At 64.8% G+C, this 14,061-nt stretch carries 15 protein-coding genes; 7 read left to right on the top strand and 8 right to left on the bottom strand.

The window, feature by feature from the left end; translation table 11 throughout:
- Positions 1 to 12 precede the first annotated feature (12 nt).
- The 3 genes from ggt (at position 13) to AC1DXS_RS18495 (ending at position 3,540) form a co-directional block, all read left to right on the top strand.
- Entirely contained in the window at positions 13 to 1,779 is a 1,767-nt protein-coding gene (gene ggt / locus AC1DXS_RS18505) for a gamma-glutamyltransferase (protein WP_477738934.1), read from the top strand.
- Positions 1,780 to 1,926: 147 nt separating this feature from the next.
- Positions 1,927 to 2,991, top strand: a complete 1,065-nt coding sequence (locus AC1DXS_RS18500) for a 3'-5' exonuclease (protein WP_477738933.1) — start codon at positions 1,927 to 1,929, stop codon at positions 2,989 to 2,991.
- 69 nt (positions 2,992 to 3,060) lie between these two features.
- Positions 3,061 to 3,540 carry a hypothetical protein gene (locus AC1DXS_RS18495; protein ID WP_477738932.1) on the top strand — a complete coding sequence of 160 codons (480 nt, stop codon included), beginning with the start codon at positions 3,061 to 3,063 and terminating at the stop codon, positions 3,538 to 3,540.
- A gap of 49 nt (positions 3,541 to 3,589) precedes the next feature.
- On the opposite strand, the gene AC1DXS_RS18490 is transcribed toward AC1DXS_RS18495, so the two are convergent.
- Positions 3,590 to 4,822 carry a multidrug effflux MFS transporter gene (locus AC1DXS_RS18490; RefSeq protein ID WP_477738931.1) on the bottom strand — a complete coding sequence of 411 codons (1,233 nt, stop codon included), beginning with the start codon at positions 4,820 to 4,822 and terminating at the stop codon, positions 3,590 to 3,592.
- Positions 4,819 to 5,667 carry a 16S rRNA (cytidine(1402)-2'-O)-methyltransferase gene (gene rsmI / locus AC1DXS_RS18485; protein ID WP_477738952.1) on the bottom strand — a complete coding sequence of 283 codons (849 nt, stop codon included), beginning with the start codon at positions 5,665 to 5,667 and terminating at the stop codon, positions 4,819 to 4,821. The genes AC1DXS_RS18490 and rsmI overlap by 4 nt, the downstream gene beginning before the upstream one ends.
- A 50-nt stretch (positions 5,668 to 5,717) precedes the next feature.
- On the opposite strand from rsmI, the gene AC1DXS_RS18480 reads away from it, so the two are divergent.
- Positions 5,718 to 6,173 (top strand): YraN family protein, encoded by a 456-nt coding sequence (locus tag AC1DXS_RS18480; protein ID WP_477738930.1) that lies wholly within the window; start codon positions 5,718 to 5,720, stop codon positions 6,171 to 6,173.
- A 22-nt stretch (positions 6,174 to 6,195) separates the two neighbouring features.
- On the opposite strand, the gene AC1DXS_RS18475 is transcribed toward AC1DXS_RS18480, so the two are convergent.
- A complete protein-coding gene (locus AC1DXS_RS18475; RefSeq protein ID WP_477738929.1) occupies positions 6,196 to 6,513 on the bottom strand; it encodes a hypothetical protein in 318 nt (105 codons plus the stop codon).
- 212 nt (positions 6,514 to 6,725) lie between these two features.
- Here AC1DXS_RS18475 and AC1DXS_RS18470 point away from each other — a divergent pair, with 212 nt between their 5' ends.
- Together AC1DXS_RS18470 and AC1DXS_RS18465 are read left to right on the top strand one after the other, a co-directional pair.
- Entirely contained in the window at positions 6,726 to 7,325 is a 600-nt protein-coding gene (locus AC1DXS_RS18470; protein WP_477738928.1) for a phosphoheptose isomerase, read from the top strand.
- Entirely contained in the window at positions 7,322 to 7,984 is a 663-nt protein-coding gene (locus AC1DXS_RS18465) for a BON domain-containing protein (protein ID WP_477738927.1), read from the top strand. Before AC1DXS_RS18470 ends, AC1DXS_RS18465 begins: the two co-directional genes overlap by 4 nt.
- 73 nt (positions 7,985 to 8,057) lie before the next feature.
- Here AC1DXS_RS18465 and AC1DXS_RS18460 read toward each other — a convergent pair whose 3' ends face one another.
- The 3 genes from AC1DXS_RS18460 to AC1DXS_RS18450 all read right to left on the bottom strand — a co-directional run bounded on the left by AC1DXS_RS18460 (position 8,058) and on the right by AC1DXS_RS18450 (position 11,388).
- Entirely contained in the window at positions 8,058 to 8,972 is a 915-nt protein-coding gene (locus AC1DXS_RS18460; RefSeq protein WP_477738926.1) for an NAD(P)-dependent oxidoreductase, read from the bottom strand.
- Positions 8,973 to 9,058: 86 nt separating this feature from the next.
- Positions 9,059 to 10,195 carry a PilT/PilU family type 4a pilus ATPase gene (locus AC1DXS_RS18455; RefSeq protein ID WP_477738925.1) on the bottom strand — a complete coding sequence of 379 codons (1,137 nt, stop codon included), beginning with the start codon at positions 10,193 to 10,195 and terminating at the stop codon, positions 9,059 to 9,061.
- 149 nt (positions 10,196 to 10,344) lie between these two features.
- Positions 10,345 to 11,388, bottom strand: a complete 1,044-nt coding sequence (locus AC1DXS_RS18450; RefSeq protein ID WP_007873468.1) for a type IV pilus twitching motility protein PilT — start codon at positions 11,386 to 11,388, stop codon at positions 10,345 to 10,347.
- Positions 11,389 to 11,436: 48 nt separating this feature from the next.
- Here AC1DXS_RS18450 and AC1DXS_RS18445 point away from each other — a divergent pair, with 48 nt between their 5' ends.
- Positions 11,437 to 12,141, top strand: coding sequence for a YggS family pyridoxal phosphate-dependent enzyme (locus tag AC1DXS_RS18445; protein ID WP_477738924.1), 705 nt, complete (start codon positions 11,437 to 11,439; stop codon positions 12,139 to 12,141).
- Between the two features lie 154 nt (positions 12,142 to 12,295).
- On the opposite strand, the gene AC1DXS_RS18440 is transcribed toward AC1DXS_RS18445, so the two are convergent.
- Both AC1DXS_RS18440 and AC1DXS_RS18435 read right to left on the bottom strand, forming a co-directional pair.
- Positions 12,296 to 12,847, bottom strand: coding sequence for a DUF3617 domain-containing protein (locus AC1DXS_RS18440; protein ID WP_477738923.1), 552 nt, complete (start codon positions 12,845 to 12,847; stop codon positions 12,296 to 12,298).
- A 73-nt stretch (positions 12,848 to 12,920) separates the two neighbouring features.
- The gene (locus AC1DXS_RS18435) at positions 12,921 to 14,060 is read right to left on the bottom strand and encodes an ABC transporter substrate-binding protein (RefSeq protein WP_477738922.1); all 1,140 of its coding nucleotides are present in this window, start codon (positions 14,058 to 14,060) and stop codon (positions 12,921 to 12,923) included.
- Between the last annotated feature and the right edge of the window lies 1 nt (position 14,061).

Below are 14,061 nucleotides of genomic sequence, written 5' to 3'. Positions count from 1 at the left end.
CAAGGAAAGACCATGCGTTTACACACAGGAGCCCGCGCCTTGGCGCGGCTGGGTTTTGTTTTTTTCATGGCACAGGCGGCGGTGCATGCGCAGCTGCAACCGGTGCCGGCCCAGGACGTCGCGCCCGAGCCGTCCTCGGGCTACACCGAGAAGAAGGCCGTCACGGCGAAAAAATTCATGATCGCCACGGCCAATCCGCATGCAACGCGCGCCGGCCAGGAAATGCTCAAGGCCGGCGGCAGCGCGGTGGATGCGGCCATCGCCGCCGCCCTCATGCTGAACCTGACCGAGCCGCAGTCTTCGGGCATAGGCGGCGGCGCCTTCATCGTGAGCTACGACGCGGCGCAGAAGGCGCTGAACGCCTATGACGGCCGCGAAAAAGCACCGGCCTCGGCCAAGGGCGACCGCTTCCTCGACGCCAAGGGCAAGCCCCTGGCGCTCAAAGACGCCATCAACTCCGGCAAGTCCGTGGGCGTGCCCGGCCTGCTGCGCGTGATGGAGCTCGCGCACCAGAAGCACGGCAAGCTGCCGTGGGCCAAATTGTTTGAACCCACCATACGCCTGGCCGAGAACGGCTTTGCGGTGTCGGAGCGCCTGCACCACGTGATCAAGCTCGACAAGACGCTGCGCGCCAATGCGAATGCGCGCGCGTATTTTTACGACGCGGCCGGCGAGCCGCTGGCGGTCGGCGCCACGCTGAAAAACCCGGCTTTCGCGGCGGTGCTCAGGCGCGTCGCCAAGGAGGGCCCCGATGCCTTCTACAAGGGCGAGATCGCGCGCGACATCTCGGCCGCCGTGAATAGCCAGGCCCAGCCCGGCGACATGACGCCGCAGGACATCGCCGGCTACCAGGCCAGGGAGCGCGCGGTGCTGTGCGGCAACTACCGCGCCTACAAGGTTTGCGGCATGCCGCCGCCGTCGTCGGGTGGCATCGCGGTGCTGGCCATGCTGGGCGCGCTGGAGCGTTTCCCGCTGTCCAGCGTGCGGCCCAATTCCACCGAGGCCGTGCACCTGTTTTCCGAAGCCGGCCGCCTGGCTTATGCCGACCGCGACTACTACGTGGGCGACCCCGATTTTGTGAACGTGCCGGCGACGGCGCTGGTCTCGCCTGAATACCTCAAGACCCGCAGCGCGCTGATACGCACCGACGTGAGCATGAAGCGCGCATCGCCCGGCGTGCCGGCCGGCGTCAAGATGGCCTGGGCGCCCGATGAGGAATCGGAGATACCGGCGACCAGCCATATCTCGGTGATCGATGGCAGCGGCAACGCGGTGTCCATGACGACGACGATTGAGGCGGTATTCGGCAGCCACATCATGGTGCACGGCTTTTTGCTGAACAACCAGATGACGGACTTCGCGCTCGCGCCCGAAGAGAACGGCTTGCCGGTGGCCAACCGCATCGAGGGCGGCAAACGCCCGCGCAGCACCATGTCGCCCACGCTGGTGTTCGACGCCGACGGCAAGCTCAAGATGACGGTGGGCTCGCCGGGCGGCAGTGCCATCATCAATTACGTGACCAAGACCCTGGTGGGCGTGCTGGACTGGGGCCTGGACGTGCAGCAGGCGATATCGCTGCCGAATATGGGCAGCCGCAATCGCGCCACCGAGGTCGAGCTGGGCAGCGAGCTCGAAAAACTGTCCGCTCCCTTGAAGGCGCTGGGCCACGAGGTGCAGGTCATCGAATTCACCAGCGGCCTGCAGGGCATTGTGGTGACGCCCCAGGGCCTGGTTGGCGGTGCCGATCCGCGGCGCGAGGGGTTTGTGCTGGGGGAATGAGTTAGCGTTTTTTTGCGCAAGCTGCAAGCGGGCCGGCTGGAAGAGGATGCGCTATCTGCGAAGATAGCGTGCTTTATTTCCAGCAAACCCAGGAGCAGGCATGCAAGACGCTATCCATCCCCAGAGGCTTCAGGCCTCCCCGCGCGCATGACGGCGGGCGGGCAACTGGGTTTTGGTTTTGAGGAGGGCTTGCTGGCGATGGCTGCCGAAGCCGCTGCCGCCAGGCTGCGCAAGCCCAGGGCAGCGAAGACGTCCAAGCCCGCTGCGCCTGAAGCTTCGGCGCTTCCTCCCGCCGCGACAGGCGACAGCCCCGAAGCCATGGCCGCCGCGCTGGAAAAGCATCCCGACTACCGGGTGCTCAGGCGATTGGTGCCGGCCATGGAGTTTGCGCACGTGCCGACGGGTCCCGTGGCCCATGTGGTGATCCTGGACACCGAAACCACCGGGCTGGACGCTTCCCGCGACCAGATCATGGAACTGGCGTTGCTGCGCATACAGGTCGACACGCAGACGGGCCTGGCGACCGGCCCAGTGCAGGTCTATGACGGGCTGCGCGACCCGGGCATGCCGGTGCCCAAGATTGCGCGCGAGATCACCGGCATCACCGATGCGATGCTGGCCGGCCAGCAACTGGACATGGCGCGTGTCGGCAGCCTGCTTGAGGGCGTGGACCTTGTCATCGCACACAACGCGGGCTTTGACCGTCCTTTTGTGGAAGGCCTGATTCCCCAGGCGCAAGGCTTGAACTGGGCCTGCTCCTTCGCCGAGATCGACTGGACGGCCGCGGGCCGCGGGTCGGCCAAGCTCAGCGCGCTGGCTTCGGAGCTTGGCTGGTTCTACGATGCGCACCGCGCCGAGATGGACTGCCACGCGCTGCTCACGGTGCTGATGGCCGAGCTGCCGGGCTTGGGGCTTAACGGTTTGTCGCACCTGCTGTCCGAAGCGCGCAACCCCAGTTACCGCCTGCAGGCCACCGGCGCTCCCTTCGCGGCCAAAGACCTGCTCAAGAACCGCGGCTACCGCTGGGATGCGGCCGGCAAAGTCTGGCACACGAAGCTGGGCGGCGATGCCGCGCTGCAGTCCGAATGCGAGTGGCTTGAGCAATCGGTCTACGGCGGGCGCGCGGCGAGGCTTGCCTGGGAACGCTACGATGCGGCAAGCCGTTATTCGGGCCGCGCGGGCACCCCGGGCTGGGCGCAGCTGGGCAGCTGATCCATCTCCGCATGCGGGGAACAATCCCGTTTGCTCGCGGTCTGACGTGATTACATTCAGGAATTCGCCATGAAGATATTTCAAACTGTTTCCGGCGCGGCGCTTGCCGCGCTGCTGGTCGCCGGTTGCGCCACTGCTGTGCAACCCGGCATGTCGCGTGAGCAGGTTATTGCAAGCTATGGAACACCCACGCGCACCGTGCCGCTGGCTTCGGGCACGCGCCTGCAGTATTCCCGTCAGCCCGCGGGCCAGTCAGCCATCATGGTCGACCTCGATGCGGCGGGCAAGGTGGTGAGCGCCAGGCAGGTGCTGAACCTGCAGGACTTCTCCAGGATCGAAGTCGGCAAATGGACGCGCGCGGACGTGGAGCGCGAGTTCGGGCCTCCCGCGAAGGTCGACGGCGTGATTTCCTGGTCGGGCGACATCATGACCTACCGCTGGCGCGACGGCGTCCAGGACATGTTCTTTTTTGTCTACCTGGATGCCGGCAATGTGGTGCAGCGCGTCGGCCAGGGCATGGAGTTCCCGGTCAGGGTGAACGACCGCTGATTTTGTCTTATCCCCTCTCCCTCCGGGAGAAGGCGCAAGAGTAAGAGCATCAATCGCGCGACACCGCGCGGCCTATCTCCGGCCAGCGGTGGTGCAAATACATCCAGGCCACCAGGCCTATGCACATCATGCACAGCGACGATACCGCCAGTGCGGGTGTGGAATGCATCACCAGCGGTGCGATAACGCCGGCCACGATGCCGTTGGCGGTCGAGCCGATAAAGGCCTGCAGCGAAGACGCCATGCCGCGCCGCTCGGGGTAGAGGTCCAGCACCAGCAGGGTCACCACCGGCACCATCAGCGCCCAGCCGAAGGCGAACACGGCAATCGGAAACAGCGCCCACGAAGCGTGCGGCGTGAAGAGCAGGTTGGCCGCCAGGTTGAGCAGTGATGTGGCCAGCATGATGACGAAGCCGTGGCGTATCTGCTGCTTGGGCGCGATCTTGCCGGCCAGCCGGCCGCTCAGCCAGGCGCCTGACATGATGCCGGAGATGGTGAGGATGAAAAACCAGAAGAACTCGGTGGGTTGCAATGAGAGGTGCTCGCCCAGGAAGGCGGGCGCCGACAGCACGTATAAAAACATGCCGTTGAAGGGCACGCCGCTGGCCAGCGCCAGCAATAAAAAGCGCGGGCTGGAGCCCAGCTGCCAGTAGCCACGCATCAAATGCCGCACCTCAAACGGCTGGCGATCCAGCGGCGGCAGCGTCTCGGGCAGAAAGCGGAAGTTGGTCACCCAGAGCACCACGCCCACGCCCGTGAGAAACCAGAAGATGCTGTGCCAGCCGAGGTGCACGAACAGCCAGCCGCCCACGATGGGTGCCAGCGCGGGCGCCACACCGAAATAAATCGTGACCTGGCTCATGACCTGCTGGGCCTGGGCGGGCGGGTACATGTCGCGTATGACGGCGCGCGAGACCACGATGCCGGCGCCCGTCGACAGGCCCTGCACGGCCCGGAAGAAAACCAGCTGGCCTATGCTTTGCGACAGCGCGCAGCCCGCCGATGCCAGCGTGAACAGCGCGATGCCCCAGAGCACCACGGGCCGGCGGCCGAAGCTGTCGGCCAGCGCGCCGTGGAACAAATTCATGAAGGCAAAACCGAACAGGTAGGCCGACAGCGTCTGCTGCATTTCCACCGGCGAGGCGCCCAGCGATCGCGCGATGCCGGAAAACGCCGGGATGTAGGTGTCGATGGAAAACGGCCCCAGCATGCCGAGGATGGCCAGCAGGGCGGCAAGTGTCCAGCGCGGTGCGCGCCAAAGCTGGTCGGCGTTGGGGTTCATGCGTTTTTGAGTTTGAGCGCGGTTTCGTAGAGTTCGTTGCGTCCCAGGCCGGTGATGTCGGCGGCCATTTTCACGGCGGTCTTGAGCGGCAGTTCGGCCAGCAGTAACTGCAGCACCCGCGTGCCGTCCTCGGCGCTTTCGGGTGCGGCAGACGGGTGCAGCACCAGGGCGAACTCGCCGCGTGTGCGCTGCGGCCCCGCGGCCAGCCAGGCCGCGAAGTCCTGTGCCGGCATGGTCGCGATTTCTTCAAACTGCTTGGTCAATTCGCGGCCGACCGTCACAAGACGCTCCCCCAGAACGGCCATGGCGCGCGCCAGCGCTTCGATGCGATGCGGCGCTTCAAGAATGACGACGGCCCGCGAGTCGGCCTGCAGCGCGGCGATGGCCTGGTCGCGCTCGCCGGCCTTGCTCGGCAGGAAACCGGCAAACACAAAACCCGTTTCGCCGCCGGGGCTGCCGAGCCCGGCCACGCTGAGTACGGTTGTGACGCTGCTGGCCCCGGGCAGGGGCATGATGGCCAGCCCCGCTGCGCGCACGGCGGCAACCAGTCGCGCGCCGGGGTCGCTCACGGCGGGCGTTCCGGCGTCGCTGACATAGGCCACGCGCTCACCGCGCTGCAGGCGTTCGATCACCAGGCCGGCGGCTTCGGCCTCGTTGTGCTCATGCACCGCGAGCAGCGGCTTGTCGATGCCGTACTGGCGCAGCAGGGGCTGCGAGTGGCGCTTGTCCTCGCAGGCAATCGCGTCCACGAGTTGCAGCACCTGCAGCGCGCGCAGGCTGATGTCGGCCAGGTTGCCGATGGGCGTGGCCACGACATACAGTGCGCTTTCCGGATAATGCTGCATGCCCGCCGCGGCGCGCGCCGCATCCAGTGCCAGGTCGAAAGAAGCGTTCAATGTGGTTTTCCAGAAAGCAGGTTTCCAAGGTGCCGCCGGTGGGCGCGGCCGCTGAGGTGCGGCCCTTGCCCGCTCAGGTTACCACCAAGTCGCGCGGTGATGCCGCGGAATCCGCCGCGCGCGCTTACCTGGTGCGGGCCGGCCTGCGCTTCGTGGAGGCCAATTATCGAACGCCGGGCCGAGGCGGCGGCGAGATCGACCTGGTGATGCGCGCGGCCGACGGCACGCTGGTGTTTGTGGAAGTGCGCCAGCGGACGGATGACTCGCATGGCGGCGCGGCGGCCAGCATCAGCGGCGCCAAGCAGCAACGCATCGTGCTGGCGGCGCGCCACTACCTGATGCGCTTCGCGAGCCCGCCGCCCTGCCGGTTTGATGTGGTGCTGGTCAAGGGCGCGATGGGCGATAAAACAGGCGCGGCCATCGAATGGCTGCCCGCCGCTTTCGACGCTTCGTGAACACTGCGCGCCGGTTGCTTCGTCAGGCCTGGAGTTCCTGGAATTCGCTCGGATGCACGGTCTCGATCATCTTGTTGTCGCGCAGGAAGGTGACGATCCAGTGCCCGAACTTTTGCGTGAAATGCACCGGGACCGTCTCGTTGAGGGCGAACGCGATCGATTGCCGGACCGGCAGGTCGATGTCGCGTTGGTCCTGGGGCGGCACGTCGACGCGTATCAGCATGAAGGTGCCCCGGTCCTGGAGCTCCACGCTCGGAAACGACCATCTCGCGGCCGTCGCCCGCACAAAGGCGGTGGTGACCTGGCTGACGACTTCCGGATCAAAGACGGGACTGCTCATGGGTGTGGAGAACTGGGTGGGTAAGTAACCGTATGTATCGAATGATCGCCCAAACTTTCCTCAAGCGGCGGCCGCGCGCCACGATTTTCAGAATGAACAGGGCATAGTTCCTGGAACTAGTTCCGGTTTTCGGCTCTGCCGTTTAAGGCGCCCTTCACGCGCAGGTCCGGTCTTGGCGATGAAGGGCAAGGATCACCCGCTATCATTGGCGCATGCTTGAACAACGCATAGAACAACAGTTTATTGACAGCGCCGACCTCAAGTACCAGGCCGCACAGGTTTTGTCCAAGCCGGTCGCGGCGGCGGTGCAGGCCATTCTGGCCAGCGTCACCAGCGGCGGCAAGGTGCTGGCCTGCGGCAACGGCGGGTCGGCCGCCGACGCCCAGCATTTCGCCGCCGAATTCGTCGGCCGCTATGAACGCGAAAGGCCCGAGCTGGGCGCGATCGCCTTGACGACGGACAGCTCCATCCTCACGGCGATCGCCAACGACTACGATTTTTCGGTGATCTTTTCCAAGCAGGTTCGCGCGCTGGGCGGCGCCGGCGACGTGTTGCTGGCCATGAGCACCAGCGGCAACTCGGCCAATGTGCTGGCCGCCATCGAAGCCGCCCACGAGCGCGAGATGACCGTCGTGGCCCTGACGGGCCGCGGCGGCGGCAAGATCACCCACGCCCTGCGTGAAACCGATGTGCATATCTGCGTGCCGCATGAGCGGACCGCGCGTATCCAGGAAGTGCACCTTCTCGTCCTGCATTGCATCTGCGATGGCGTGGACACCCAGTTACTTGGCGACCAGGAGACCTCTGTATGAAACGTGTTTCGTTGAAACGGCTGACTTTGGCCATCGTTACCGCTACCCTGCTGGGCGGCAGCCTGACGGCGTGCTTTCCGCTCATGGTGGGCGGCGTCGCGGGTGGCGCGCTGGTGGCGACCGACCGCCGCACCTCCGGCGCGCAGCTCGAAGACGAAGGCATAGAGCTGCGCGCCACCAGCCGCATCCGCAGCAATGTCGGCGAGCGCGTGCACGTCAATCTGACCAGCTACAACCGCCAGGTGCTGCTCACCGGTGAGGTGCCGAACGCTCAGGACAAACAACTGGTCGAGCAGATCGTCGCGCGTGTGGAGAACGTGAACTCGGTGGTCAACGAGCTGGTCGTCATGGGCAACTCGACCCTGACGCAGCGTTCTTCCGACACCCTGGTCACCGGCCGGGTCAAGGCCATGCTGGTCGATGCCCGCGACCTGTCCTCCAACGCCTTCAAGGTGGTGACGGAACGCGGCACGACCTACCTGATGGGCCGCGTCACGCAGCGCGAAGCCGATCGCGCCACCGAGGTGGTGCGCTCCACGCCCGGCGTGCAGAAGGTCATTCGCATTTTCGAAATCATCAGCGAGGAAGAGCTGGCCCGCATGCTGCCGTCCAAGCCCGCCGCGCAACCGGCCCAAAGCAACAAGCCCGCAGGCAGCTGAGCCAAAGCAGCGGGCCAAAAGCAAAGCGGCCGCACCGGACAAGCCGGTGCGGCCGCTTTTTTTTCGTCAGGGATTATTTGAGGCGCTTGATGAGGCTCGAAGTATCCCATCGCTGGCCGCCCATGGCCTGCACGTCCGCGTAGAACTGGTCGACCAGGGCGGTGACGGGCAGGCGTGCGCCGTTGCGCTTGGCTTCGTCCAGCACCAGGCCCAGGTCCTTGCGCATCCAGTCGACGGCGAAGCCGAAATCGAATTTGTCGGCGACCATGGTTTTGCCTCGGTTGTCGAGCTGCCAGCTTTGCGCGGCGCCCTTGCCGATCACCTCCAGCACCTGGTTCACGTCCAGCCCGGCTTTCTGGCCGAAGGCCACCGCTTCGCTCAGGCCCTGCACCAGTCCGGCGATGCAGATCTGGTTGACCATCTTGGTGAGCTGGCCTGCGCCGCTGGCGCCCATCAGCGTGAAGGCCTTGGAGAACGCCATGCCCGCGGGTTTGACGGCATCGAACGCCGCCTTGTCGCCGCCGCACATCACTGTGAGCGCACCGTTCTGCGCACCGGCCTGGCCGCCCGACACCGGGGCGTCGATGAACTGCAGGCCGAGCTTGGCCGCCGCCGCATAGAGTTCACGCGCCACATCGGCCGAGGCCGTGGTGTGGTCGACAAAAATGGCGCCCGGCTTCATGCCCGCGAAGGCGCCGTCCGCGCCCAGCGTGACGGCGCGCAGGTCGTCGTCATTGCCGACGCAGCAAAACACGATGTCGGCGCCTGCCACTGCCAGGCGCGGCAAGGCGGCATGCGCGGGTTTGGACGTCGCCGCGAACTCCGCGACCCAGGCGGCCGCCTTGGCGGGGCTGCGGTTGTAAACCGTGACGCTGTGGCCGGCCAGCGCCAGGTGGCCGGCCATGGGATAGCCCATGACGCCCAGGCCCAGGAAGGCGACCTGGCGGGGAGAGGAGGATTCGTAGGTTTTTGGGGTGGTGCTGGACATGGGGATAGGCTTGGGAGAGGGCGCGCAAGAGGCCTGCGCAGGGGATTCGAAGGGGTTGGCAAAAGGCGGTGGCCGGCGCTCCCGCTTTAAACGATGGCGAAGTTTTCGGTGCCGGCCGCCAGGTCGGTCGACTTGGCACGCTGCGAATTGAGCTTGATCTGCAGGCGCAGGTCGTTCACGGAGTCGGCGTTGCGCAGGGCGTCTTCGTAGGTGATGTAGTGGCTCTCGAAGGCGTCATACAGGGCCTGGTCGAAAGTCTGCATGCCCAGGTTGCGGCTCTTTTTCATGATCTCCTTGATCTCGGAGACTTCGCCCTTGAAGATCAGGTCGGAGATCAGCGGCGAGTTGAGCATGACTTCGACCGCGGCGAAGCGGCCCTTGCCGTCCTGCTTGGGCACCAGGCGCTGCGAGATCATGGCCTTGAGGTTGAGCGACAAGTCCATCAGCAACTGGGTGCGGCGCTCTTCGGGGAAGAAGTTGATCACGCGGTCCAGCGCCTGGTTGGCGCTGTTGGCGTGCAGCGTGGCCAGGCAGAGGTGGCCGGTTTCGGCGAAGGCGATGGCGTGTTCCATGGTTTCACGGTCGCGGATTTCGCCCATCAGGATCACGTCGGGCGCCTGGCGCAGCGTGTTTTTCAGGGCCGCTTCCCAGCTGTCGGTGTCCAGGCCCACTTCGCGCTGCGTGATCACGCAGTTCTTGTGCGCATGGACGAACTCCACCGGGTCTTCGATCGTGATGATGTGGCCGTAGGACTGCTCGTTGCGCCAGTCCACCATGGCGGCCAGCGTGGTCGATTTGCCCGAGCCGGTGGCGCCGACCAGGATGGTCAGGCCGCGCTTGCTCATGACCACGTCCTTCAGCACCTGGGGCACGCCCAGTCCGTCAATGGTGGGCAGCGTGGCCGGAATCGTCCGCATGACCATGCCGACCTTGCCTTGCTGGATGAAGGCGTTCACACGGAAGCGCCCCACGCCCGGTGGCGAGATCGCGAAATTGCATTCCTTGGTGCGCTCGAACTCCGCCGCCTGTTTGTCGTTCATGATGGAACGCGCCAGCGCCAGCGTGTGGTTGGCGTTGAGCGGCTGCGGTGACACTTTGGTCACCTTGCCGTCGACCTTCATGGCCGGCGGGAAGTCGCCCGTGATGAACAGGTCGCTGCCGTTGCGGCTGACCATGAGTTTGAGCAAGTCGTTGATGAATTTACTGGCCTGGTCGCGTTCCATGAGCGGCTCCTTTAATCATTAATGCCCCACGCTTGTCACTTCGTGTACTGCGCTGCCCCCGAGGGGCCGCTGCGCCTGCGGCCCGGCAAAGCCGGTTCCGCGGCCCCTGCTGGCAGGGAACAAGTCCGTGTTGCGCGTGTTGCCCATCTCTAGCCCGGAAAGTTCTCGGGGATTTTTGCCTTGCCGCGGGCTTCCGCGGGAGAAATGACGTTGCGTTTGACCAGGTCGGTCAGGTTCTGGTCCAGGGTCTGCATGCCCACGCTGTTGCCGGTCTGGATGGACGAGTACATCTGCGCGACCTTGGCTTCGCGGATCAGGTTGCGGATGGCGGAGGTGCCCAGCATGATCTCGTGCGCCGCGACCCGGCCCGCGCCGTCCTTGGTCTTGCACAGCGTCTGCGAAATCACCGCCTGCAGCGACTCCGACAGCATGGAGCGGATCATTTCCTTTTCTTCGGCCGGGAACACGTCGATGATCCGGTCGATCGTCTTGGCGGCGCTGGAGGTGTGCAGCGTGCCGAAGACCAGGTGGCCGGTTTCAGCGGCCGACATGGCCAGGCGAATGGTTTCCAGGTCGCGCATTTCACCCACCAGGATGGCGTCCGGGTCTTCGCGCAGGGCGGATTTCAGCGCGGCGTTGAAGCTCAAGGTGTGCGGGCCGACCTCGCGCTGGTTGATCAGGCATTTTTTGGATTCGTGCACGAACTCGATCGGGTCTTCCACCGTGAGAATGTGGCCGTACTCGGTTTCGTTCAGGAAGTTGACCATGGCGGCCAGCGTGGTGGACTTGCCCGAACCCGTGGGTCCGGTGACCAGCACCATGCCGCGCGGCTTGAGCGCCAGGTCGCCGAAAATTTTCGGCGCGTTGAGCTGCTCCAGCGTCAGGATCTTGGATGGAATGGTCCGCAGCACGGCGCCGGCGCCGCGGTTCTGGTTGAAGGCGTTGACGCGAAAGCGGGCCAGCCCGTCGATCTCGAAGGAGAAGTCGACCTCCAGGAATTCTTCGTAGGTTTTGCGCTGGGTGTCATTCATGATGTCGTACACCATGGAATGCACCTGCTTGTGGTCCAGCGGATCGATGTTGATGCGCCGCACGTCGCCGTGGACCCGGATCATGGGGGGCAAGCCAGCCGACAAATGCAAGTCAGACGCCTTGTTCTTGACGCTAAAGGCCAGCAACTGCGTGATATCCATCCCGGGACCCTTTAAAAATAGTTTTCAACTAAAGTTTACAGTTCGATTATGACCACGATTGTTCGTAATCTCCAGCTTGTCCGTGACCGTATCACCACGGCCTGCTTCGCCGCCGGGCGCAACCCGGCCTCCGTGCGGCTGCTGGCCGTGTCCAAAACCTTCGGCGCCGATGCCGTCGCCGATGCCGCTTCCGATGGCCAGCGTGCCTTTGGCGAGAACTACATCGCCGAAGGGGTGGAAAAGATACTTGCATTGCGGAGCCAACCGGTGGGCGGAGCAGCCCTTGAGTGGCACTGCATAGGCCCGGTGCAAAGCAACAAAACCCGGCTGGTCGCCGAGCATTTTGACTGGGTCCAGTCGGTAGACCGGCTCAAGATTGCGCAGCGCTTAAGCGAGCAGCGGCCCGCCGGCCTGCCGCCGCTGCAGATCTGCCTGCAGGTCAATATCGACGGCGGCGCCAACAAGTCGGGCCTGGCGCCGGACGAAGTTCAGGCCCTGGCGCAGGATGTTGCGCAACTGCCGCGCCTGGTGCTGCGCGGCCTGATGGCCATACCCGAGCCGGCCGCGGATTTTGATGCGGCCTGCGCGGTGCATGCCCGGACCAAGGCGGTGTTTGATGCGGTCAATGCTTCGGGTGTCTTGCCGACGCCTATGGATACCTTGTCACTGGGCATGACCGCCGACCTGGAGGCCGCCATCCATGCGGGCAGCACCATGGTGCGTGTAGGAACAGCTATCTTCGGCAAGAGGTAAGCCCCCACGCTTTTCACTTCGCCTTCGGCTCCGTGTAATGCACTGCCCCCCAAGGGGGCGCTGCGCCTGCGGCCCGGCCCTTCGACAGGCTCAGGACAGGCCGAGGCCGGTTCCGCGGCCCCTGCTGGTGAATATGCCCGCCTCGGGGCTTCTTCTATTTCTTGGGGACAGCGATGGGTTTGATGGTGCCGCAGTCCGCCGACAGCCATTTGCCTGTCGCATCCATGGTCATCTTCTCGGGCTTGCCCTTGACGGTGGTCGTGGTGTTCATCTTCATGGTGTAACCGGTATCGCCGTTGAAGGTCATCACGCCTTCGCCGCTCGAAGGCGGTTGCGCGCATGTATAGGAGAACTTCACGGTGCTGCCGCTGGCCGGCGAGCGGGTGGTCTTGCAATCGCCTTGCTGCTGCTGCGGCAATTCATTGCGTTCAGCCATCTCCTTGGTGACGCACATCTTCATGGTCATGCCACCGCCCGATCCCATGGACATGCCCTGCTTGGCCATCATGTCCTGCATCTGTTTGCGCTGCTCGGGCGGCATGCTGGCCATCTGCTTTTCCATGTTGGCCATGGCCTTTTCCATCTCGCCGGAGCTCGACTGCATTTTGTTGGTGATTTCCCACAAGCCAGGCTTGGTGGTTTGCGCGAAAGCGCCGGCGGTGAATGCCAGCGTGGCGGCTGCCAGCAGAAGGGATGTCGATTTCATAGGCACTCCTGGTGAGGTCGAAAGGAAGGGTGAGGGGTGGATAGAGCTCGCATTATGGCCAGGGCGGTACGCGTCAGCGCATGAATTTTCCGCCGCGCCCGATGATGGTCAGGTCGGTGAAGCGCGAGCCTTCGTGGTTTTTGGGCGCGTAGTTGACGGTAAAGCCGCCCATGTTGTGGTCGCGCATCGATTCCAGCGCCGTGGCCAGGCTCTCGCGGGTCAGCGGCTTGCCGGCCCGGCGCAGGCCCTCGGTAAATACCTTGGCCGCCAGAAAGCCCTCCATGCTTGAGAAATCAAAGTCCTTGTTGCCGGCTTCCGTCATGCGCTGCTGGTACTCGCGCACGATGGCCGACGACGGCGTGTAGGGAAAGGGCATGACCTGCGAAATGGTCACGCCCGCTCCGGCATCGCCCAGTTCTTCAGCCAGGGCCTTGGAGCCGACAAAACTCACATTGAAAAACTGCCCGCCGTAGGCCTTGGCGCGGGCTTGCTTGATCAGCGCGGCGCAGGACTTGTAGGCGCTGATCTGTATCACCGCCTCGGGCGCGGCCTTGAGGATTTCCGCCAGCGGCGCGGCCACGTCCACGCTGTTGCGCTCGACGGTCACGCTGGCCGCCGGCTTGAGGTTGCGTTTGCCGAGCGCCCGCATCACGCCCTCCAGCCCGGCCTTGCCGTAGGAGTCGTTCTGGTAGAAGATCGCGATTTTGGTGATGCCGACGGTGCTCAGGTGCTGCACGATGCGCTCGGTCTCGTCAAAGTAGCTGGCGCGCACATGAAAGATGTTGCGGTTGAAGGGCTCGCGCAGGGCCTGCGCGCCGGTGAAAGGGCCTATCAAGGGAATGCCGGCCGCGTTGATGGCCGGCACGGCGGCCAGCGTGGTCGGCGTGCCGACCGAGCCGATCAGCGCGAACACCTTGTCCTCCTCGATCAGGGCCTTGACCGCGGCGGCGGCCTTCTCGGGCTCGTAGCCGTCGTCGCGCGAAACCAGCTTGAGGCTGCGGCCGTTGATGCCTCCCGCCGCATTCACCGCATTGAAATGGGCCAGTATGCCCAGCTGCATGCGCTTGCCCAGCTCGGCCGCGGGGCCGGTCTGGGCGGCGAACTGCCCGACCAGGATTTCGCTGTCGCTGACACCGGTTTCCGCGCAATGCGCGGTGCCGGCGGCCAGCGCCAGCAGCAGTGCGCCGAACCGGGACCATGGCTGGTTGTTCATC

It is taken from the genome of Polaromonas sp. P3_B1 (assembly GCF_056402935.1).
This window is presented reverse-complemented; position numbering and strand designations above follow the sequence as displayed.